The organism is Galactobacter sp. (genome assembly GCF_022712295.1).
Lineage (GTDB): Bacteria > Actinomycetota > Actinomycetes > Actinomycetales > Micrococcaceae > Galactobacter.
Genome location: NZ_JALAGT010000008.1, coordinates 1 through 21,897, shown reverse-complemented (window position 1 = coordinate 21,897; position 21,897 = coordinate 1). Strand labels below are relative to the sequence as shown.

General features: G+C 63.5%; 20 protein-coding genes. 11 read left to right on the top strand and 9 right to left on the bottom strand.

The genetic code is table 11. From position 1 onward, the window contains the following. Positions 1-18: 18 nt before the first annotated feature. Together Q0A15_RS00665 and Q0A15_RS00660 are read left to right on the top strand one after the other, a co-directional pair. Positions 19-1,731, top strand: coding sequence for a phospholipase D family protein (locus tag Q0A15_RS00665; RefSeq protein WP_291277610.1), 1,713 nt, complete (start codon positions 19-21; stop codon positions 1,729-1,731). Next, positions 1,728-4,817, top strand: a complete 3,090-nt coding sequence (locus Q0A15_RS00660; protein ID WP_291277609.1) for a helicase-related protein — start codon at positions 1,728-1,730, stop codon at positions 4,815-4,817. The genes Q0A15_RS00665 and Q0A15_RS00660 overlap by 4 nt, the downstream gene beginning before the upstream one ends. 155 nt (positions 4,818-4,972) lie before the next feature. On the opposite strand, the gene Q0A15_RS00655 is transcribed toward Q0A15_RS00660, so the two are convergent. Next, positions 4,973-5,149, bottom strand: a complete 177-nt coding sequence (locus Q0A15_RS00655) for a family 1 glycosylhydrolase (protein ID WP_291277608.1) — start codon at positions 5,147-5,149, stop codon at positions 4,973-4,975. A gap of 166 nt (positions 5,150-5,315) precedes the next feature. Here Q0A15_RS00655 and Q0A15_RS00650 point away from each other — a divergent pair, with 166 nt between their 5' ends. Next, positions 5,316-5,717, top strand: coding sequence for a DUF1801 domain-containing protein (locus Q0A15_RS00650; RefSeq protein ID WP_291277607.1), 402 nt, complete (start codon positions 5,316-5,318; stop codon positions 5,715-5,717). A gap of 68 nt (positions 5,718-5,785) precedes the next feature. On the opposite strand, the gene arr is transcribed toward Q0A15_RS00650, so the two are convergent. Continuing rightward, on the bottom strand, positions 5,786-6,193 hold the full coding sequence (gene arr, locus Q0A15_RS00645) for an NAD(+)--rifampin ADP-ribosyltransferase (protein ID WP_291277606.1): 408 nt from the start codon (positions 6,191-6,193) through the stop codon (positions 5,786-5,788). 223 nt (positions 6,194-6,416) lie between these two features. On the opposite strand from arr, the gene dld reads away from it, so the two are divergent. Together dld and Q0A15_RS00635 are read left to right on the top strand one after the other, a co-directional pair. Next, on the top strand, positions 6,417-8,126 hold the full coding sequence (gene dld / locus Q0A15_RS00640) for a D-lactate dehydrogenase (protein WP_291277605.1): 1,710 nt from the start codon (positions 6,417-6,419) through the stop codon (positions 8,124-8,126). Positions 8,127-8,191: 65 nt separating this feature from the next. Next, positions 8,192-10,066, top strand: a complete 1,875-nt coding sequence (locus Q0A15_RS00635) for a heavy metal translocating P-type ATPase (RefSeq protein WP_291277604.1) — start codon at positions 8,192-8,194, stop codon at positions 10,064-10,066. Positions 10,067-10,073: 7 nt separating this feature from the next. On the opposite strand, the gene Q0A15_RS00630 is transcribed toward Q0A15_RS00635, so the two are convergent. The 3 genes from Q0A15_RS00630 to Q0A15_RS00620 are packed head-to-tail and all read right to left on the bottom strand — an operon-like array spanning position 10,074 to position 13,659. Next, positions 10,074-10,796 (bottom strand): DsbA family oxidoreductase, encoded by a 723-nt coding sequence (locus Q0A15_RS00630; RefSeq protein ID WP_291277603.1) that lies wholly within the window; start codon positions 10,794-10,796, stop codon positions 10,074-10,076. Between the two features lie 35 nt (positions 10,797-10,831). Next, positions 10,832-12,661, bottom strand: a complete 1,830-nt coding sequence (locus tag Q0A15_RS00625) for an ABC transporter ATP-binding protein (protein WP_291277602.1) — start codon at positions 12,659-12,661, stop codon at positions 10,832-10,834. A 59-nt stretch (positions 12,662-12,720) separates the two neighbouring features. After that, positions 12,721-13,659, bottom strand: a complete 939-nt coding sequence (locus tag Q0A15_RS00620) for a DUF808 domain-containing protein (RefSeq protein WP_291277601.1) — start codon at positions 13,657-13,659, stop codon at positions 12,721-12,723. 202 nt (positions 13,660-13,861) lie between these two features. On the opposite strand from Q0A15_RS00620, the gene Q0A15_RS15000 reads away from it, so the two are divergent. After that, positions 13,862-14,068: a hypothetical protein gene (locus tag Q0A15_RS15000; RefSeq protein ID WP_367273337.1), complete on the top strand. Its 207-nt coding sequence runs from the start codon at positions 13,862-13,864 to the stop codon at positions 14,066-14,068. A gap of 446 nt (positions 14,069-14,514) precedes the next feature. After that, a complete protein-coding gene (locus tag Q0A15_RS00615) occupies positions 14,515-14,784 on the top strand; it encodes a GlsB/YeaQ/YmgE family stress response membrane protein (protein WP_291277600.1) in 270 nt (89 codons plus the stop codon). A 23-nt stretch (positions 14,785-14,807) separates the two neighbouring features. Here Q0A15_RS00615 and Q0A15_RS00610 read toward each other — a convergent pair whose 3' ends face one another. After that, entirely contained in the window at positions 14,808-15,062 is a 255-nt protein-coding gene (locus Q0A15_RS00610) for a hypothetical protein (RefSeq protein WP_291277599.1), read from the bottom strand. Positions 15,063-15,083: 21 nt separating this feature from the next. Then, on the bottom strand, positions 15,084-15,503 hold the full coding sequence (locus Q0A15_RS00605) for a ChaB family protein (RefSeq protein ID WP_291277598.1): 420 nt from the start codon (positions 15,501-15,503) through the stop codon (positions 15,084-15,086). A 207-nt stretch (positions 15,504-15,710) separates the two neighbouring features. Between Q0A15_RS00605 and Q0A15_RS00600 the strand changes: the two genes are divergently transcribed. Together Q0A15_RS00600 and Q0A15_RS00595 are read left to right on the top strand one after the other, a co-directional pair. Then, the gene (locus Q0A15_RS00600; protein WP_291277597.1) at positions 15,711-16,916 is read left to right on the top strand and encodes an FAD-dependent oxidoreductase; all 1,206 of its coding nucleotides are present in this window, start codon (positions 15,711-15,713) and stop codon (positions 16,914-16,916) included. 2 nt (positions 16,917-16,918) lie between these two features. After that, the gene (locus Q0A15_RS00595; RefSeq protein WP_291277596.1) at positions 16,919-17,719 is read left to right on the top strand and encodes an SDR family NAD(P)-dependent oxidoreductase; all 801 of its coding nucleotides are present in this window, start codon (positions 16,919-16,921) and stop codon (positions 17,717-17,719) included. Positions 17,720-17,827: 108 nt separating this feature from the next. On the opposite strand, the gene Q0A15_RS00590 is transcribed toward Q0A15_RS00595, so the two are convergent. Together Q0A15_RS00590 and Q0A15_RS00585 are read right to left on the bottom strand one after the other, a co-directional pair. Beyond that, positions 17,828-18,436 carry a DNA starvation/stationary phase protection protein gene (locus tag Q0A15_RS00590; RefSeq protein WP_291277595.1) on the bottom strand — a complete coding sequence of 203 codons (609 nt, stop codon included), beginning with the start codon at positions 18,434-18,436 and terminating at the stop codon, positions 17,828-17,830. A gap of 164 nt (positions 18,437-18,600) precedes the next feature. After that, positions 18,601-20,049, bottom strand: a complete 1,449-nt coding sequence (locus tag Q0A15_RS00585) for an MDR family MFS transporter (protein WP_291277594.1) — start codon at positions 20,047-20,049, stop codon at positions 18,601-18,603. 335 nt (positions 20,050-20,384) lie between these two features. Between Q0A15_RS00585 and Q0A15_RS00580 the strand changes: the two genes are divergently transcribed. After that, complete coding sequence (locus Q0A15_RS00580) at positions 20,385-21,029, top strand: hypothetical protein (RefSeq protein WP_291277593.1); 645 nt, start codon at positions 20,385-20,387, stop codon at positions 21,027-21,029. A 46-nt stretch (positions 21,030-21,075) separates the two neighbouring features. After that, positions 21,076-21,897: thioesterase family protein (locus Q0A15_RS00575; protein WP_291277592.1), on the top strand; the 822-nt coding region annotated here is incomplete at its 3' end.

Here is a 21,897-nt window from a genome sequence, read left to right as displayed (position 1 = left end):
GTTGGCACTACGTTCACGTTGGACCTCGCGACGGCGCTCTCCATACCGCTGTCGTTCGCATCGCGTCGGGTTTCGGTGGCGGACGGATCGCTCGGTGTTCTCGAAGCGGTCAGGCGCGCATCTGAGCGAATGGACGTATTTGCTCAGGCCGGAGAAATGTCCATGGGGCAGAACTCTGATCTCGTGGCCTTTCTGGAACAGATGGTTCATCCCGTGGCGCTCAAGAAGGGACTTTTCCATCCGAAACTGTGGCTGCTGCAGTATGCGTCCGGAGAGCGTCGGACTCATCGACTACTCTGCTCCAGCCGCAACCTCACCGACGACCACAGCTGGGATGCCTTCATTCGGCTGGATGAGCGTGATGATTCCGAGCGAAGCGACGAAGACCTTCAACGGCTCAACGCGCCACTGGTGCAGCTGTTGAATACTCTGCCGGACATGGCTATACGCCCCATTGACAAGAAACGCAGGCAACGCGTGCAGCAGCTGGCCCGGCACATCAGCCTGGTGGATTGGGAACTGCCGGACAGGATGAGGGAGCTGGCTTTCCACGTGCGTGGACTGCACAGGTCGCCACTCCCGGATTTCAGCGGGATACGATCGCTGCTCATTTCCCCGTACGTTTCGGGCGACGGCCTGCGGCTACTTCGTGATGGCGTCCGTGAGGACACGTATCTGGTGTCACGGACCGATTCGTTGGACCAGCTGCCCCCAGAAGCACTCGATACCGAGCTGGTGACCTACGTGCTGGACGACGCCGCTTCACTGGACATCGCGGGCGCGTCCGACTCGGACACTGGGGCCGTGCCGTTGTCCGGGCTCCACGCCAAGGTGATCGTGGCCGACCGGCAGGACGGTGCGCACATCATCCTCGGATCCGCGAACGCCACGGATGCCGCGTGGTATCGGAACGTCGAGGTGATGGTGGAGTTGGTCGCGGCGAAAGACAGTTTCGGTGTGAAGGCAACTCTGGACGCGCTGGGCGAACTCAAAGCTGAGTACCAGACCACGGGCGGAGCTGAGCCGAACGAATCCGACCAAGCCAAGCACCGCTTGGAGAGCGTTATGCGAGGAATGGCCGCCACAAGGCTGACCGTACGGGTGCATGGTGAGAATCCATACGAGTTACGGGTCTGGGCGGATGCAGACTTCGCGGTGCATGCCGAAGCCGCTGCCAGTGAAGGCATCGAACTGCGCTGGCACCTACTGACCAGGGCAGACCTGGGAGGGAGATCACTGCCGGTTTCGGAAAAGGATGCCGCGTCACTGACCGATCTGAAGCTGGTGGAAATCACGCCGTTCATCGTGCTGGAAGGACGCGACCGTTTGGGCAATACCCGACGGACTGTTCTGCTCGCTGAACTCCTCAATGACGTCGAATCACGACGGGATGCGATCATCGCTCGGCAGCTCAAGGACCGTACAACATTCATCAGGTTGCTCGTTCTGATGCTGGAGCTTTCCGGAGTAGGCGTTCCCGACGAGCTGCTGAGCGCCTCGATCGAAGGCGGTTCAGCAGGCTCCATGCGAGGGACAGCGGTGGGCTCCGGACTGTTCGAAGCCCTGATGAAGTCCGTGGCCGGAGGACACGAAAGATTGGCTGAGGTTCAGCATTTCATCGAGTTCCTGCGCAAGGACGACGAGAAGAGTGACCTGTTGACGCCGGACTTCGAGCTGCTGTGGAGCAACGTGTGGCAAGCACAGCTGGCACTGAAGGGGGCTGGGCAGTGAGCTCTGTTGATGTCGACGCGGTGATGGGTGGACTGAAGAAGTTCCAGCGTGCAGCTGTGGATCACGTGATCCACCAGTTCTACGGTCCCGGCTGTGACACCCGTTCCGGGCGATTCCTGATCGCCGACGAAACTGGGCTGGGCAAGAGCATCGTGGCCAAGGGCGTGATCGCGAAGGCCATCGAACACCTTGAGCAAGATGATTCAATTGACCGTATCGACGTGGTCTACGTGTGCAGTAACGCTGACCTGGCCAGGCAGAACCTGAGGCGGCTGAATGTGACTGGCGAGGACCATATCGGGATGGCGACCCGTCTCACCCTCATGGCCAGGGAGAGTGGCAGGTTGCAACAGGCGTCCGAGGATGGCGGGAAGAAGGTCAATCTGGTCTCCTTCACGCCAGGAACGTCCTTCAGCGAGGGCGGTTGGAGACAAGGTTCTGCGGAAGAGCGTGCGATGCTGACGCTGATTCTGGACCACCTGGTCAACGCCACTGATGCCGAACGCCTTGCTACGCGTTTGCTCTTCCACGGCACGGTGAAAACGGCGCGACGTTTTGATGAGCACTACGTTGAACCGCTTGCCGCGGACCTTGACGGCAAACTGGATGATCGCATCGTGGGTGCGTTCCAAGAAGCGATCACTGGCAACGGCCAGCTGGAGCGCTTCGTCGAGCTTCGAGACCAATTGAACGGTCGCCACGAGAAACCGGACGTGGTGTGGAACAAGATCAGTACTCTCATAGCGGATCTGCGACAGACTCTGGCGAAGGCCAGCGTCGAGGCACTGGAACCCGATTTGATCATCCTCGATGAGTTCCAACGGTTCCGGCACTTGCTGGACCCGAATGGTGGCGATGCCGCGGACCTGGCGCACGCGTTGTTCGATCATGGCAACGCCAAGGTGCTGCTGCTCTCGGCCACGCCGTACAAGCCGTTCACCAACCACACGGACACCGGAGAAGACCATGCCACCGACTTCCTCGCGACCATCCGCTTTCTGAGCGGTGAGGATCCTGCCGCTGAAACGGCCGTTCGGGGTTCGCTGTCCAACTATCGCCAAGCACTTGTCCTGGGCCAGGACGCCCAAGCTGCGGCGAAGGAGGCCAGCCGAAACCTGATCCCGTATATGACTCGTTCGGAGAGACCACCGATCAGTACTTCCGAAGACCTGGTGCAGGTGCGGCACATGGACACTGCGACACCTACCGAAAACGATATCCGCGAATGGTCCATGCTGCATCGGCTCGGCACGGAACTGGACGCACCGATAGACCTGGAGTACTGGAAATCCGTCCCGTACTTCGTCAACTTCATGGACGGCTACAAACCGGGGGAGAGGCTCAAATCCCGGCTCGACGACGGCGACATGCCCGCAAGTTTGGAGAGCACCCGCTCACTGAGCCGAACTGATATCGAGTCCTTTGCCGCAGTGGACCTCGGCAACGGACACCTGCGGGCATTGGCTGCCGAAACCGTCGGCTCCGGATGGTGGCGGCTGCTGTGGCTTCCACCGACGATGCCCTATCTCACTCCGGGCCCTGTCTTCAGCCAGTTCAAGAACCACGAGGTCACGAAACGGGTCATCTTTTCTGCCTGGTCCGCGGTTCCCACCGCGGTGGCATCCCTACTCAGCTATGAGGCTGATCGGTGCGTCGCCGGTGATAAGACCTTGTTGAAGGAGAACACTCCCGAAGGCCGCAAGGCGGTTGGAGCTCGCCTCAATTATCGCCTGGGACCCGACAAACGTCCGGCCGCCATGTCCACCCTTGCCCTGTTCTGGCCGCATCCTGGTCTGGCTGCTTTGGGAGACCAACTGGCTGCCGCCCGTGCAGCCGAGGACTGCGTCGACGCAAGAGAGTTCGTGGCGGGAATCGATGAGAAGTTGCCCAACGGTGAAGAGACCGGAAGTGCCTGGGAAGCCTATTTCGCAGCACCCGGGATGGTGCCGCCCACCCTGGAACACGCTTCCGAACGCCTGTTGCTCGGGGACGGTGCGGCCGACGGCGCGTCCCAGCACGTGAGCTTGGCAAGGGCCGCAGCACGGGGAGGAGCCGTGTCCGGCGCGAAGACGCATCCGGACCTTGCTGGACTGGTTGCCTTCGGTCCCGGGAACATCGCCCTCCGTTCGCTTCACACGGTGGCAGGACCTGACTCCACACCTGAAGGACTCTGGCGCGCCGCGCTGGAATTGGCGCGCGGACTGCGGACCCTGTTCAACCGAACCGAAACCGTTGCACTACTCGAGACCCTGTACGGCGATGGTCGTCCGTATTGGCGGTGGGTATTGGACTACTGTGCGGACGGTAACCTCCGTGCCGTACTGGACGAGTATCTTTTCCAGCTACGCAGTGAGCTGGGCGGCGAATCCCTGGATGATGCTGGGTTGCTTTCGGTTGCACAAAGTGCGGCCGATGTACTTGGCCTGCACCCGGCCAGATACCTGGCCAAGGACAACTCACCCGAACGCGGCGACATCCCCTTCAATGCTCGCTTTGCCGTTCGGTATGGTGGAAAGGCGCAATCAGATGCCGACGAGAAATCCGGCGTCCGTCAGGGTGAGGTGCGCGCAGCCTTCAACAGTCCCTTCACACCGTTTGTGCTGGCCTCCACCAGTGTTGGTCAGGAGGGGATCGACTTCCACTGGTGGAGCCACTCGGTGCTCCACTGGAACCTGCCCTCCAATCCTGTGGACTTTGAGCAGCGAGAAGGCCGCGTGAACCGTTTCGCGGGGCACGTTGTGCGCAAGAACGTAGCATCGGAACACTGGCCTGACGTGCTGAAATCCGGGGACCAGAGCCCCTGGAATGCGGCATTCCGGGCGGCTGAGGCGCAGCAAAATGGCCTGGGTGAGTTCTCGCCATGGTGGGTGTTCCCAGGCGCGGCCAGAATCGATCGGGTTCTGACTTCGTATCCGTTCAGCCGTGACGCTGCCAAGTATGAACGGCTGCGTCACGACCTGACTCTCTATCGGCTCACACTCGGCCAGCCTCGACAGGAGGACATGGTGGAGTTGCTCGCGAAGAGGGGTACGCACTCCGAGTCATGGCCCACCATCGATCTGAGTCCGCCCGGCATCACCGACTGAAGGCGGTGGCTCTCCTCCCGCGGCGCGATCTCACATTGGTCTCCGCTTAGGCGTGCGTGGCCTGCGTGGCCTGCGTTCAGCTCTCCTCTTGCGACGATCGGACTCCGGGTTCCGCCGCAGGTAGTACTTCGCGAACAACGAGGCGGCCAGAACGATCACTGTAGCCACCGCCGCGCCGATCGCCGATGCCGGTACCGGTCCAGTCCCAAGTCCGCGGCCAGGGAGACGTCCTCCGGGACCCGGTGATAACTGTCGGGCCCGGGTTCGGTGGTAGCGCCGTCTTTCACCTTGCTCGGCGTATCCACCCAGTCGTCCCAGATGCTGCCGACCAACGGAGGTGGGGATGTGGATCAGGAAGTGTGAGCTGGCTCTCAGTCGGCATATCCGCAGCATAGCGGCCACCGACTCCGGCCCATGATGGCCTCCACCAAGAATCTGCGCAGCAACCTGGTCGCGCTCACCCGCGCATGAAGGAGTGCCCACGAATAGACTTCGCACATGGCGAAGACGCACCCGCACCTCGACCACCCAACGAACGAACAGCTATCCGAACTCGTAGCGGACCTCCCCGGCGAGCGTGCTGCAACGTACTTGGCGCTGCACCAGCTGATCCTCGATACCCTGCCCGATATCGCGTATTCCGTGGACCAGGTGGATCTGGTGATCGGATATGGAGCCAAGCAGTACGGCTACGGCGGGTGGGGCATGCTCGCGGTGAGTCCGTACACCAAATGGGTTTCACTGACCTGGATGCAAGGGGCGCGCTTGGCCGATCCCGACGCCGTGCTGACAGGCACGTCCACGATGCGACACGTCAAGCCGACGAGCCCCGATGAGGTGGCGCAGCTGAAGCCGGCCCTCGTCCCACTGCTGCGGGCAGCGACCCATCTCCATGACTGACAGCCGCCGGTCCGCGAGTTGCGCCGGCAGCCGCCCAATCCAGCGCACGGCGTCACTCGCACATCCGGTCAGTTCAAGATCTCGCCGCGCTGGTCGGCCGGCACGTTGATGATCCTCTCGCGCCACATCTGCAGAGCCTCGGGAGAGAGCCGCTCCCAATCAGTGACCTCACGGACCACCCGGAGAGGCATGCCAGTGCGGTAGGACCGTGTCGGGTTGCCAGGAAACTTCTTGTCAGTGACGTTCGGATCATCTTCGAAGTCACCGGTCGGCTCAACCTCGTAGACCCGCGGAATTGCCGTGCCTCCAGAGAGTTCAGAGGCGAGTTCGGCGGCCATGCCCGCACCGTTCACGAGAGCCGTGAAATACACGTGCTTCATGACCACCTCAGGACGGTAGTTGGATCTATGACCGGCTTCCAGATGGTCGCCGGGCAGCAGATCTGCGATGGTGCCATGAAAGAACGGGCCAGACATGTCGTGATCGTTGATGGGGATGTCCTCTCACTCATGAGTGCCAGCGGGCTCCGATCATATCGGTCGTCCACGAGCGAGCTCTGGCGCACGCATTCAGAACGCAGGCCCGGTGTCACTCCCAAACTCCTGGGCTCACGCAACGCCGTGCGAATACGTGTGGCAGTGAGACAATGGGTCCGAGAAACCAACCCCGAACCCCACCTTGGGAAGGAAACGCTCACGCATGTCCATCGAATCCACGGCCAACGGCGAGTCAGCAGTCCACGCGTTCAAGCAGATCCTTGGACGTGAACACGTACTGACCTCCACGCGCGCCACTGCCCCGTACATTCACGGGTACCGCTTCGGCACGGGCAATGTGCTCGCCGTGTTGAAGCCAGGTAGTCTCGCCGACGTGTGGCGCACCCTGCAGGTGTGCGTTGACAAGGACCTCATCGTCATCCCGCAGTCCGCCAACACCGGTCTCACTGGCGGATCCGGCCCCGGCGATCAGGACTACGACCGCGAGATCGTGATCATCTCCCTGCTGCGCCTGGATCAGATCCACCTCATCAACGACGCCCGCGAGGCCGTTTCCCTGGCGGGCGCACGCCTGTACCAGCTGGAGGACAAGCTGGCCACCTTCGGCCGTGAACCCCACTCCGTCATCGGTTCCACCTCCATCGGCGCCTCCGTGGTGGGCGGCATCGCCAACAACTCCGGTGGCAGCCAGGTCCGCAAGGGACCGGCCTACACCGAAGAAGCCATCTATGCCCGTGTCAACGAGGCGGGCAAGCTCGAGCTCGTCAACCACCTGGGTATCGAACTGGGGGAGGATCCGGTGCGGATCCTGGACAAGCTTCAGGCCGGCGACTGGCCCGACTCGGCCGTCACCGCCCCGCCGGAGGACACCCTGGGCACCGAGTACAGCGAGCACGTTCGCGAGATCGTGGATACCCCGGCCCGCTACAACGCCAACCCGCGCTACCTCTACGAGGCGTCGGGCTCGGCCGGCAAACTCATGGTCTTCGCCGTGCGTACCCGGACGTTCGCCAAGGACAAGCACACCACCACGTTCTACATCGGCACCAATTCGCCGAAAGAACTCGAGGACTACCGCCGCGCCGTCCTGACCTCAGAGAAGGAACTGCCTATCTCCGGCGAGTACATGGGCCGCGAGGCCTTCGACCTCGCCGAGAAGTACGGCAAGGACACCTACGTTGGCCTGAAGTACGCCGGCAGCAGCGTCCTCAAGCGCGCCTTTGCCTTGAAGAGCTGGGCCAACGGCGTCTTCTCCAAGCTCCCGTTCTTCGGGGAGACCACCGCAGACACCATCTCTCAGCACGCCTTCGGTCTGCTGCCCAACATGCTGCCCAAGCGCCTCGTGGAGTACCGCAACCGCTTTGAACACCACCTGATCGTGGTGGTGGGCCACGAGCAGACCAAGGACATGGAGGCCTTCCTCACGAAGTTCTTCGCCGAACCGGGTCGCGAGGGCGACTTCTTCACCTGCACCGAGGACGAGGCAGAGGGAGCCATGCTGCAGCGCTTCGGTGCGGCCAGCGCCATGACCCGCTTCCACAACCTGAAGGCGGACAAGGTGGGTGAGCTGGTGACCCTGGACGTGGCCCTGCGTCGCGACGACGACGAGTGGCTCGAGGTGCTCCCCGCAGAGATCGCGAACCAACTCGAGGTCATCTCCTACTACGGTCACTTCTTCTGCCACGTGATGCACCAGGACTACGTTGCCAAGAAGGGCGTGGACGGCGAGGCCCTCAAGGCCAAGATGAAGGACCTGCTCACCGAACGCGGCGCGCGCTTCCCCGCCGAGCACAACTACGGTCGCATCTACCACGCACCAGAGGACCTGGTGGAGCACTACAAGGAGCTGGACCCCACCAACATGTTCAACCCCGGTGTGGGGCAGACCTCGGCGCACAAGAACTGGGCCTGACACGTTGGAGGGTGGGGAGGCTCGCCTAAGCCTCCCCACCCGGGCCGGTGCGCCATAATGATCTTGTGTCGCGTCGTCTTTCCCTGCTGAAGTCATATCCGCTGGTGGTCACGACCATTGTCGTCGCCATCACGGGCCTCATCCTTCTTGCCACGCCCGCTCATGGCGCCTCCCGCTGGCTGGTGGGGAGCTACGCGCTCCTGATCGCGGCGTGGGAAGCCATCGGCATGATTCGGCAACTGCTCCAAGGACGTGCCGGGCTGGACATCCTCGCGGTGACCGCCATCGTGGCAGCGGTCCTGGTGGGGGAGCCCTGGGCAGCCTTGGTGGTGGTGCTCATGCTCACCGGGGGTGCCGCGCTGGAGGACTACGCCGAGCATCGTTCCAAGCGTGAACTCACCGCCCTGCTGCAGAAATCGCCGCAGCAAGCCGTCCGGATCACCGATTCCACCGGAGCCGCCACAGACCAAGCCACCACGGAGCTGATCCCGGTCGAGGACGTGACCGTGGGCGACCTGCTGCTGGTGAAGCCCGGAGCGCTGGTGCCCGTCGATTCCATACTTGTCTCCGCCCACGCGGTGTTCGACGAGTCCTCGTTGACGGGGGAGAGCCTGCCTGTAGAACGCGTCGGCGGAGAAAAGGTGTCCAGTGGCGCGGTGAATGGGCAGGCCGCCGTGACCGTTCGGGCCGCCGCCGTTGCTTCCGAGAGCCAGTACCAGCAGATTGTGCGGCTGGTGGAGCAGGCGGCCGGCTCCAAGGCCAAGGTGGTGCGGCTTGCAGACCGATACGCCGTGCCGTTCACCATTTTTTCATTGGCGCTGGCGGCGCTGGCCTGGCTGATCAGCGGCGACCCAGTGCGTTTCGCCGAGGTGTTGGTCGTCGCGACACCGTGCCCGCTTCTGATCGCCGCTCCGGTGGCGTTCCTCGGTGGCATGAGCCGCGCGGCGCGCTTCGGACTCATCGTCAAGGGCGGCGGCACCTTGGAGCAGCTCTCGCGGGTGAAATCTGCGGCCTTCGACAAGACCGGAACCATCACCACCGGCCGACCGGTACTCCGGCGCGTGTTGACCTCCAACGGGTTCTCGGAAGAGCAGCTTCTCACCCACGCTGCCTCGACCGAGGTGTATTCCTCTCACGTGTTGGCCGACTCCGTCGTCGCCGCAGCCAAGGACCGTGGTCTGCGTCTGGTGGAGGCGTCCAGGGCGGACGAGAACGCCACCAACGGCGTCGAGGCCACCCTGACCATGCCCGACGGCGACGTGGTCACCCGAGTGGGTAAGCCCGCCTGGATCCGTGGCTTCGCCCCGGATCTGGTCGGTGCTGACCTTCAACCGGGAGAGCTGGCCATCTACGTGAGTGTTGGGGCCACGTTTGCCGGTGCCATCATCATGCGAGATTCCGTGCGTCCGGACGCCGGCGAGGCCCTGAAAGACCTCGAGCGTCTCGGCGTGGAGCGCACCATCATGGTGACCGGAGACGTGGAGGCCACCGCGCAACCCATCGCAGACGGCCTCGGCATCAGCGAGCTGCACGCACGCTGCCTGCCGGCGGACAAGGTCCGCATCGTGGGCTCCATCCGTCCGCGCCCGCTGATCATGGTCGGCGACGGTCTGAACGACGCACCCGTGCTGGCCGCCGCAGACATCGGGTTCGCCATGGGAGCTCGTGGTGCTACGGCGGCGAGCGAGTCAGCCGACATCGTCAACCGCTACGACACGCTGGCCTCGTTGCCGCAGGCCATCCGCATCGGCAAGGACACGGTGCGTATTGCGTTGCAGAGCATCTGGCTGGGCATCATCATCAGCGCGGTCCTGATGCTTATCGCGGCCTTCGGGTTCCTCCCCGCGCTGCTCGGCGCCTGGTTGCAGGAGGCCGTGGACCTGGTGGCCATCCTCGGCGCACTGCGCGCGGTCGGGTCGCGCGGGGAACGCGGCCGCTGAGCGGACGTCAGTCGCAGCCGTTGACGCCGCACGACGGCGCGGCGCCGGCGGTGGAACCCGCCAGTGGGTCCACCAACTCCGGTGCTGCGTGTTCCTTCTCCCAGACCTGGTTCAGGACCTGCGAAAAGGCCTCCACCGGCTGCGCTCCTGAGATCCCGTACTTGGAGTCAAGAACGAAGAACGGCACACCCCGCACGCCGAGCTGGGCGGCCTGTGCCTCATCGGCACGGACGGCGTCGGCGAACTCGTCGGAGCCCAGAACGCGATCCACGTCTGCGGCGTCCAGCCCCACCTCGAATGCCAGCCGACGCAGTTCGGTGTGGTCCTCCACATTGACGCCCTCACTGAAATACGCCTTCTTGAAACGCTCCTCTGCTGCATCCGCCACATCTTGAGTGGCGGCCAGCTGGATCAGCCGATGCGCATCGAACGTGTTGCCGGGAACAGCATCGCGCCAGTTGAAGTCCAGGCCAACAGCTGCCGCCTGCGCGGCCATCTGCTGGTGCTGTGCCTCCGCCTGTTCACGAGAGGCGCCGTACTTGGCCGCAATCAACTCAATGAGATCCACGCCAGGCTTGGCCTTGGTGTCGGGGTCCAGCTCGAAGCTGTGCCAGGTGATCCGCACGTCGTCCGCGTGCTCAAACTCCTGCAGGGCCAGTTCAAGGTGGCGTTTGCCGATGTAGCAGAAGGGGCAGACCACGTCTGACCAGATATCGATATTGAGACTCACGTCAGAGACAACGAGGCCATGGGAGAAGATATTCCTCAGTGAGGCACCACGTCGAAGGCCTTCAGCTTCTTCCGATCCGCCTTGGTAGCCGAGGCCTGCAGGGCCAGTAGTTGGGCGTAGATCCCACCGGAGGCCGCCAGCTCGGCAGGCGTACCGATCTCGTCGATGCGTCCATCCTTCAATGTCACGATCCGGTCCACCTCGGCAATGGTGGAGAGCCGGTGCGCAATGATCAGGGAGGTGCGGTCCTTCATCAACTGGTCCAATCCCTGTTGCACCAGCCGCTCGGACTTGGTGTCCAGGGCAGACGTTGCCTCGTCGAGCACCAGGATGGGTGCGTTCTTGAGCATGGCGCGGGCCACCGCGATGCGCTGCTTCTGACCCCCGGAGAGCTTCATGCCACGCTCACCGATCACGGTGTCGTAGCCCTTGCCGAGTTTCGCCACGAAGGTGTCCACTGCGGCCCGGGTGGCGACCTCCTCGATCTCCTCCCGTGTGGCATCGGGCCGGCCATAGGCGATGTTCTCCGCGATGTTGCCTGAGAACAGGGAGGCGTCCTGGAACACCACACCGATCTGCTCACGCAACAGAGCCAGCGCCTCCGGGCTGCCGGAGCCATCGCCTGCACCTTCCACCTCGATGGAACCCGTCCGGGCACCATAGAACCCCAACAAGAGATTGGTCAGGGTGGTCTTGCCGCCACCCGACTCACCCACGAACGCAATCCGTTCCCCGTGCCTCACGGTGAAGGAGATGTCGGAGAGGACGTCCTCGTCGTCGTAGGCGAAACTCACGTCGCGGAACGCAACCGCCGGGGTCTGTACATTGGCCGCGCCGGGCGCGGAAGGCGCCGGGGCATGCGGACGGGAGCCACCGCCGTCGACCATTTTTTCGTCAAGATCCATGACCTCGAAGTAGGAACGCGAGCCGGCGGAGGCGCGTTGGGTCATGTCCACGACCCAACTAAGGCCGGTCACGGGCTGCCGGGCCAGGGCCATCAGCTGCACCAGCATCACCATCTCACCGGGGGTGAAATGCCCGTGGACGGTGCGGATGAAAATGATCAGGTACATCGTGAAGAAGATGGCGTGAAGCACGCCCTGGCGCAGGGCATCCATCACGTGCCAGTGACGCGACTGGCCGCCGGTCAGGGTGACAGTCTCGTCGAAGTGCCGGTCGAAATTCTTCAACTCGGAGGCCTCACGGGAGAACGCCTTCACCACGCGCATCTGGCCCACGACCTCGGAGAAACGGCCCGAAGCCAGATCAACGTGGTCGTTCTTGTCCTTCTCGAAGACCTGCCACTTCTTGCTGGTCAGCGTGGTCAGCCAGAGGTACGCGGGATAGGCGCAGGCCAACAGGATGGCCAGCGGCCAGTAGTAGAAGGCGCTGATGACCAGCACGGCCACCGTGGTGAGGATCAGTGTCACGAAGGTGTTGGAGAACGACTTCATGAAGTTCGTGACTTCGGTGATGGAGCGGTTCAACCGCGCCACAATGGTTCCGGTCAGCTCGCGGTCGTAGTAGCGCTGCGGCAGGCGCAACAGCTTGTCGAAGTAGCGGGAGGAGAGGATGGCGCGCATCTTGGCGCTCATCACGTCCCCCCAATAGCCGCCGATGTTGCCGATCACCGCCTCAACGAGGCTGACGGCGAGCAGTCCTACGGCCAGAAGCACGACGCTGCGGATAGCGGTGTCTGCAGCGGTGTCGCCGTTCAGAGCGGACACCACCTGATCGGTGGCCGCTCCGGTGATGAAAGGCACGGCAAGACCCGCGCCCGTGACGATCACGGCGGCGATGGTGATGCCGACGTAGTACGAGGACAGGGAGCGGGTGAAGCGAAGAAGACGCAGAAGAGTGGGCACATTACCTCCAGCCCTTGAGCCTACTCCGCGAGGATGCAGGCCGTCCCGTGAGGGTGGTCTCAGCCGCGTGACGTCTTCACGATCTTCATGGCGCCACGGACCAGGAGGAACACGACCGTGCCCCAGACCAAACCACCCACCATGGAGACCACTGCGGTGCCGAGCCAGGAGACCAGCCCGCCTGCCGGTTCAAGGACGTGCTCCAGACCGTGCAGGGTGTCATGGAAGAAGTGGAGACCGACCTCGCCCAGGTTCTCCCAGATGAGGTGACCGCCCACCCACAGCATCGCCAAGGTGCCCACGATGGAGAGCAGGTCGAAGACCTTGGGCATGGCTCTGATCATGCCCAAGCCCAGGATCCGGACCCAGCGGGATCGCCTGCGGGCCATGAAGCGTCCCGTGTCATCCAACCGGATCAGCGCGGCCACGGCACCGTAGACCAGCACCGTCATCAGGATGGCGACGACGCAGAGGGTGGCGAGCCGGGTCCAGAACCCGTGCGCGTGGATCGTGGACAGGGAGATGGTCATGATCTCCATCGACAGCACCAGATCTGTCATGACCGCGGAGCGGACCATGGACTTCTCCAGCGCTTCCGGAGTGTCGGCGACCACCTCTGCGCTGTGGTGCTCCTCCTTGACGATGTGCATCCACTCGAGTGCCTTCTCCGCGCCCTCGTAGCTCAAGTAGGTCCCGCCGATGATCAGCAGGTACGGGAACAGGACGGGCGCGATCCAGGAGAGGATCAGCAGCAACGGGATGACGATCAGGAACTTGTTGGCCAGGGACCCCTTGGTGATCTTCCAGACCACGGGGAGCTCGCGCTTGGGCGAGAGGCCGGTGACGTACTGGGGCGCCGCAGCGACGTCGTCCACGATCACGCCGGAGGTTTTCACCGCCGTCTTGGCGGCACCGGTGGCCACGTCGTCGATACTGGATGCCGCGGCCTTGGCCAGCACCGAGATGTCATCCAACAGGGCAAACAATCCGCCGGCCAAGTGCACTCCTCATGGTGATGTTATTGAGAGACCCAGTGTACGGCGGGGAGGTTTCGAGGACGGCTCGCCAGGCACGAACTGCATCACATCGATGTTCTCGTGGTCCACAGGCATGTCAAGGTCCTGGTCGGCACGGACGGGTCGTTCGTACGGTGCACTCCAACGGCTCCATGCAGTATCCGTTGGTCAATGACGAGGCGACCTGACGTACCTCGAGCAGATCTCTGGGATCGCCCACGAGCTCGCCCTCAGCTTCCAGACCGACCACGGAAACCGCATCGTCTTCGCGACGAAGAAGTCTCTGCGGGAGAACAAGGTGTTCATCGACTGGTCCCAGAACTCTGCGGCCAAGACAACGGTGGCCATGGGCCGAACCGGGTGCCCGAGAAAATCTGGATGGTCCAGCTGACCAAGTGTTCGCCGTAGGAGAGCGTTTCGTCGACGCCGGACTCGAGAGCGAATCGACGGAAATCGGCGTCGAACGGCACTGGTGGTGAGCGTGGTGCGGAGACACCGGGAGGGCATCCGTGCGCTCGCTCACGTTCTACCGGCAGCCGATAGCGCCGGCGGTGCCGTCTCCCTTCTGGCCTCCGCCGCAGAAAGACACCACCGCTTCAGGTTCTTGCCGCTGAATCTCGCGATGCGAACTGGCTACCTCCTGACCTCGTCGGAGAGGTGATATAGCCGACATCACCGAGGCAAGCGGGCTGCGGCTGACCCGCTACCGCATGGTGTGGGGCAACCGCAAGCCCCTTGGCACCGGCGTGCGGAGCGCGCTACGGTTCCAGAACCAGCGCCGAGGCCGCGAAGGACTCGCGGTTGCGGCGCACGCACTGCAGAGTGAAGGGGAAGATCATGGGTTTCATCGCTTTTCTGGTCCTGGGCCTGATCGCCGGGGCCATCGCCAAGGCGATCCTGCCGGGCAAACAGGCCGGTGGATGGTTCGTCACGATGCTGCTCGGTGTCGTCGGAGCCGTCGTCGGCGGCTGGCTGGGGTCGGTGCTCTTCGACGCTGATCTGCAGGAATTCTGGTCGTTGCAGACGTGGCTACTCGCGATCGGTGGTTCCATCGTCGTGCTACTGGTCTATGGACTGATCGTGGGCCGCAGCAAGAGGGCCGTCTGACATCCGTGGCGGTCCACGGGCCGTCACGGTTCGGGAGATCCTTCCCCGCCGGCCGCCTCAGCAGCGGCCGCCTCAGGGTCGTCATGTCCGCGACGGGCGGGTGAGGAGGAGGCGTCCTCACCGAGTTCGTCCATGGCCGCACGAGGGGTCTCGTGCGTCGTCTCGATCTCTTGTTCGTCCTCACCTTCGATCAGCGGCTCGACGTCATCGCGGTGGTTGGTGGCGACCAGCTCCTCTTCTTCGTCGATCTCTTCGTTCTGTTCCCAGATCTCTGCCATGGTTCGGCTCCTTTCAGACTGTCAGCGACGGCTTTCCTTGCTGCGTCGGTCGTTCTCCTTCTGCAGCGCCTCGATGAGCTCGTTCTTGTTCATGGTGGAGCGCCCCTCGATGTCGAGTTCTTGGGCCAGGTCCATCAAATGTTCCTTGGTGGCGTTGGCGTCCACACCGCCGGCGGTCCGACGGTCGGTGTTCTTTCCGCCCTCGGCCTGTCTGTCGGACGGGCCCGATTCGTCCTTGGGCTGCCAATGGTCACCGACCTTCTCGTGGGTCTGTTTCAGCGCCGCCCACGCGGTTCGTTGGGCACGTTCCTCGTCGTTGTACTCCTCCATCGCGGAGTCATAGGCCTTGGCATAGGTACGTTGCGCCTTGGCGTCGGAGCGCTGCAGGGTTTGGGGCAGCTCATTCTTGCGCGCATTCCCGTGGCTGGTCGTCTTGGGCATCGCTGGTCCTGCCTTTCCTGAATCGGTGCTTCCTTGGCGCACTGCGGTCGGTGCTCAGTCCCGAGGTAACCCTCTTGAGCCTGGGTGTGCAAGGGCCTTGACGCGAATGGTGGACTGCAGCATCGTGAAAAGCGAGGCCCGTTACCACCGTGCGGCGGCCTCGCATTTGGCTGGATCCAAACGGCAATCGCAGTTACGGAGGAAGTCATGACGGAACACACCGACTACAGGTATCTCATCGTTGGGGGAGGCATGGTGGCGGACGCGGCCGCCCGCGGAATTCGCGAACTGGACCCCGACGGGAGCATCGGCATTCTCTCGAAGGAACACGTGCCACCGGCCACCCGACCGGCCCTGTCGAAGAAGCTCTGGACCGATCCAGATTTCGCCTTCGATGACATCTGGACGAATACCGAGGACGATACCGGAGCCGTGCGTCACGCGGGGGTCAGTGCGGTCAGCATCGACCGAGACGAGCAGGTCGTTGTCACGGACGGCGACGCGACCGTCGGATACCAACAGCTGCTGTTGGCTACCGGTTCCGAGCCCAAGCGACTGCAGCTTCTGGATGATCCCCGGGAGTTCGCTTTCCGAACGGTGGAGGACTACGAACGCCTGCGTGATCTCTCAGGTGGGGGCAAACATGTCGCGGTCATCGGAGGTTCCTTCATCGCTACCGAACTCGCTGCGGCTCTGGTTCAGAACGACACCAAGGTCACCCTCGTCTTTCCGGATGAGGTTCTCGGCGGATCGACCTTCCCGGACGACCTCGCCAAGTCCATCCACGCCAAATTTGCGAGCCACGGCGTGCAGCTGGTGCCCGGGGCGCGGGCCGAGTCCGCCGAGGTATCGGGCGAGCGGATCACGCTCAAGCTCTCCACCGGCGAGAACATCCAGTGCGATGCCGTGGTGGAAGGCGTTGGCGTGACGCCCAACGTCGAGCTGGCCAGCGAGGCCGGCCTGGACGTCGAGGACGGGGTGATCGTCGATGAGCACCTGCGGACAACTGATGGACACATCTTCGCCGCCGGCGACATCGCGTCCTATCCGGATCGGATTCTGGGCCGCACGCGCGTGGAACACGTGGACAACGCCACCGAGATGGGACACAAGGCCGGCCGGAACCTGGCCGGGGCGTTGGAACCCTATGATCACACCCCGCTTTTCTACTCAGATCTCTTCGATGACGGTTACGAGGCCGTCGGGACGCTGGACGCCTCCCTGGAGACCGTGACCAATCACGGCGACGAGGGGAGGATCGTCTACTACCTGGATGGCGATCAGGTGGTCGGTGTCTTGCTCTGGAACGAGTGGGACAAGACCGATGACGCCCGGGACGCCATCGCGAACGCCGATGCAACCGACCACGAGGCCCTGCGGCACCGGATACCGGTGGACGGGGAGGAGGACTGAGCATGGACCTCGGCATCGAGGGGCGCACAGCCCTGATCACTGGAGCGGACTCGGGAATCGGATGGCAGAGCGCAGCCGAACTGCGGCAGGAGGGTGCCAACGTGGTCCTGACCGATCTGAACCAGGACCAGGTCGGTGAGGCCGCGGACAGGCTTCCGGATGGCCCAGGTGCGGTGCACGCGATCGGTGCGGATCTGACCCGGTTGGATCAGATCGAAGCGCTGAAGGCGCACGTGGCTTCGGAAGTCGGCAGGATCGACATCCTGGTGCATGCGGCCGGAGTAACAGGTGCCCAGGGGCTCTTCCACGAGATCGATGACGACGGCTGGGTCAAGACCCTTGAGATCGACCTGCTGGCCGCCGTCAGAATCGCGCGGGCGTTCCTGGGGGACCTGCGGGCCAGTGGCAACGGACGCCTGATATTCCTTGCTTCCGAGGACGCCGTGCAACCTTACGACGACGAACTTCCCTACTGTGCTGCGAAGGCCGGGGCGCTGGTCTTGGCCAAGGGCCTCTCCAGGACGTATGCACGTGAGGGTCTCCGGGTGAACGCCGTCTCACCGGCCTTCATCCACACGCCCATGACTGACGCCATGATGGACAAGCGAGCACAGGAACTGGGCGTGGACCGTGACGCCGCCATCGAGAGCTTCCTCAGCGAGAAACGCCCGTATCTGGAACTCAAGCGGCGCGGCCGTCCGGACGAGGTGGCTGCCGTCATCGCGTTCCTCTGTTCCGACCGGGCCAGCTTTGTCAACGGTTCCAACTATCGCGTGGACGGCGGGTCCGTAGCGACCGTCTAAGCCTCTGCGACATGACCAATGCACAGAGAACAGGCGGCCACGACACCATGGAAGGTGTCGTGGCCGCCTGTTGCAGGAACGAACGCTCTGAAGGATCCGCACAATCCTTCAGGACGTACTCGGCGTCCGGATCTCCGCTCCGATGAACCAGGACTGCTGTTCCAGCTGGCTGATGTAGCTGTGGAGAATATCCGCACTGGTGGGGTCCGCGGCGTCGACGTCGTCGTGGACCCGACGCATGGTCCCCACCGCGTCGTCGATCGCCGTCACGATGGCCTTGATGGCGGCATGGGTGTCGATCTCGCCTGCCGGGAACTCCTTGAGCGTGGAGCGGGTGGCAACCACTTCCGGGCGGCCATCAGCGGTGGAATGCAGTGCACGCAGACGCTCTGCGATCTCGTCGGCACCCTCACGGGCCACGTTGACGAGTTCGTCCAGGTTCAGATGCAGATCCCGGAAGTTGGCCCCCACGATGTTCCAATGGGCCTGCTTGCCCACCAGGTGAAGGTTGATCAGATCCACCAGGACATCCTGCAAGCCATCGCGCAGCTTCCGCGGTGCCTTGAACCCGTGTTCCGAAGCTTCCAGGCGTGTCGGCTGGTCGCCGACACTGCCGGTCGCAGACCCCTGGGGGAGAGCCCCTCCCTCGTCCGTCCAATCATGGCCGGGCTCGGTGTTCAGAGCCGGATCGGTGGTGATATCGGTTGTGCTGGTCATGCTGCGATCCTCCTTCCGGGCCATGGTGCGACCCGGTCGAGTTCGATCCGCCGGTTGAGCTGTTGGTTACGGTCCAACCACGCGGAATCGCTGACGTTCTCCACGGTAGGAGCCTCCGTAGGTCAGTGCAACCATGGTGGGCCGGTGCAACCGCGGGGAGGATGTCAGTCCTCTTCTTCGGGTTTGATGACCAAGAACGCGAGCACCACGGGAACGCAAGCGATGCAGGCGCCCACCAGGAACGCCTGCTGCGATCCGTTGGCTCCCGCCTCCACCACGGAGGAGCCCGAATCGGCTCCCGTGTACAGGGCCGTCGAGTAAATGGAGATCAGGACCGCCGTACCGACCGCGCCGAAGACCTGCTGGATGGTGTTCAACGCGGCGGAACCATGTGAGTAGAGGTGACGGGTCAGTGACCCCAACGACGCGGAGAACAAGGGGGTGAAGGAACCGGCCAAGCCCAACGACATGACCGTCTGCGCCACGACCAGCAGCGCCACGGGCGTGTTCTGGTCCGCAGTGGAATAAAAGAACAGCGCAGCGGCAATCATGATGGTGCCCGGAACCAAGAGGGTCTTGGGCCCGCGGGCGTCGTAGATCCGTCCCATCACCGGACCGAGCAATCCCATGAGGATCGACCCGGGGAGCAGTACCAGTCCCGCGGACGTGGGGGACAGGCCCACCACGTTCTGCAGGAACAGCGGCAAGAGGCCGAAGGTGCCGAACATGGACAACGCCACCACGGCCATGATGATGACGCAGATGGTGTAGTTCCGGGCCGCGAACACGCGCACGTCCAGCAACGCAGCATCTCGCTTGGTGAGGGCCAACTGCCTGGCGATGAAGCCGGCCAATGCCACGGCTCCCAGGGCCACCGGCACCCATGGTTGCACCGCTGAGGAAGCCGTCTCGTCTCCGTGAGCGGAACCGAACAGACTCAGCCCGTACACGATGCCGCCGAAAGCAAGAGCGGAGAGCACCACCGAGAACACATCCAACGGGACGCGCTCGTTCTCACCGAGGTTGGTCATCCACTTGATACCGAGCCCCAGTGCAATGAGGGCGATGGGCAATACGATGCCGAACAGCCAGCGCCAGCCCAACGAATCCAGGACCACCCCGGACATGGTGGGGCCGATGGCAGGGGCCAGGGACATGACCAGGCCAACGCGTCCCATCATGCGCCCGCGAGAGCGCGAGGGCACCACATTCATGATGGTGGTCATCAGCAGTGGCATCATGATGCCGGTGCCTGCCGCCTGGACCACGCGTCCCACCAGCAGCATGGGGAAACCTTGGGCCACCAAACACAGCAAGGTTCCTGCACCGAACGCCGTCATGGCGGTGATGAAAACTTGGCGAGTGGTGAAGCGCTCGATCAGGAAGCCTGTGGTCGGGATGATCACGGCCATGGTGAGCATGAACGCGCTCGTGAGCCACTGACCCAACTCGGGCGGGATCCCGAGGTTCTTGTTCAACTCCGGGATGGCGATGGCCATGGTGGTCTCGTTGAGGATCGCGACGAACGCCGCGACCAGCAGCAGCCAGATGACCCGCATTCCGGCGGGATCGATCCCGTCGTTGTCCGTGGTGCGGGCAGGGGCCGATGACATGTGAATACCTCTGGGTTCGGAGCTTTTTCGTCGGAGTGTGCTGCGAGGCCTGAATAGGCTTTGAGGCGCAGGCGCCCATTCTGCCAGGTTTGGAGGCGCCGTATCGGGCCGAGCGCCACCGCTGCAGACTCTTTGATCCAACTCTGTTACGTATCCGTGATCCTTCATGGTGCGTCTGCGCGTGGAGGCTTGCTAGCCTGACTTCCATGACGAGTGATCCGCTGACTTCCACGTGGTTGTACGCCGTGGCCGGGGTGTAGATCAACGTCGACGACTTCTCATAAAACATATTCTGGCTCACTCACCGTCGCCGCAAGCGCACGGTCAGCGCCGAGATGGGCCGCCTGGGGGACCAGCCGCTGCTGCGCTCCACCGACAAGCCGGGATGGGGCACCCGGCGCAAGTTCTCCGATGAGTTCCAGGTGGGTACCGAGGTCCCGGTCACGGTCCCGGCACAGGGCGGCGGCCTCGAACAAGTCACCATGCGGGTCTCTCGCCTCTCCAAGGCGCGCGGAAGCGTCCACGGAAAGACCGGAGTGGTGATTCAAGCCTACCTGGAACAGTTCGAGGGCGTTGAACTGCCCATCACCTTGCCGATTTCCGGGGATCGAGGTGCGGTGATGCTACGCCTGTCGCAGGAGGGCATCACGGCCCGTTCCAGGGATGAACGCGAGGTGTGGCAGACCTCGTGGAAGAGCCTACGGTTCGTGAACTCTCTGCCAACGGACGCCGATCCGCGGCTCGTGCTGCGCTCCGAGGACTTTTCCGAACTGCACATCGATCCCCGCCGCGGTGCCGGGGACTACGCGGAAGGACTGGTGTGCAAGTACGGGCGGTTGGCCCTGCCCAACACCTGGGACCGGGAACCGGGAACCTTGGGTGTTCCGGCCACTCCGACGGAAACCACCACGATCTCTGAATCGGCAGAAACGGATGAGGACGCCCCAAGCGATGCAGAGGAGACCCAGCCCCAGGGCTAGGGTGGCAGAAGACACTACCCGTGAGTAGCCAAGGAGTCTTCCCCTCATGCACGCACCCGACCAGTTGCCCCCTGACCTGAGTTCCGTCGAGGCCTACTACGAGCTCATGCGCCGGGACGGTGACACGGCAACGTACCGTTCCACCGTCCATTCCCAAGGCGCCTGGAATGTCGGCGAACAGCATATGGCACCAGCCACGGGGCTGTTGGTCAACGAACTCCTTCAGTTCCGGCCCCGAGAGGGCGTGCGGCTGGCCCGGATATCCCTGGACATCATCGGCTTCATCCCTGGCGGCGAGTTCACCGTGACCACCCGACTGCTGCGTCCGGGGAGGACCATCGAACTGGTCGAGGCCGTGTTGGAGGCGCATGGGCGCACCAGCATCCGTGCGCGTGCATGGAGGTTGGCCACCCAGGACACCCGCGAGGTGGAATGCGTGCACGAGCCTCCTATGCCCGGCCACGACTCCATGCAGCCGTACGACATCACCGGCGTCTGGCAGGGTGGCTTCATCTCCTCCCTCGACGGCCGCCGCGATGCGTCCGCAGAGGCCGGCTCCGGCCGAGTATGGATCACGAACCCCTATGACATGGTCGCGGGCCAGGAGACGGCTGACGTCACCAAGATCCTCGGCATGGTGGACACGGCCAACGGGATCGCACTGTCTCAGGGACCCGGGGACTGGCTCTTCCCCAACGTGGACCTCCAGATCCACTTGTTCCGCCTACCCAAGGGCCGTTGGCTCGGCCTGGACACCATGCAGACCTTCGGAGCCGACGGCGTCGGCCTCACCTCGTCCGTTCTGCACGACGAGGACGGCCCGTTCGGCCGCTCCGCGCAGATCCTGACGATCCGCCGCCAGGGCTGG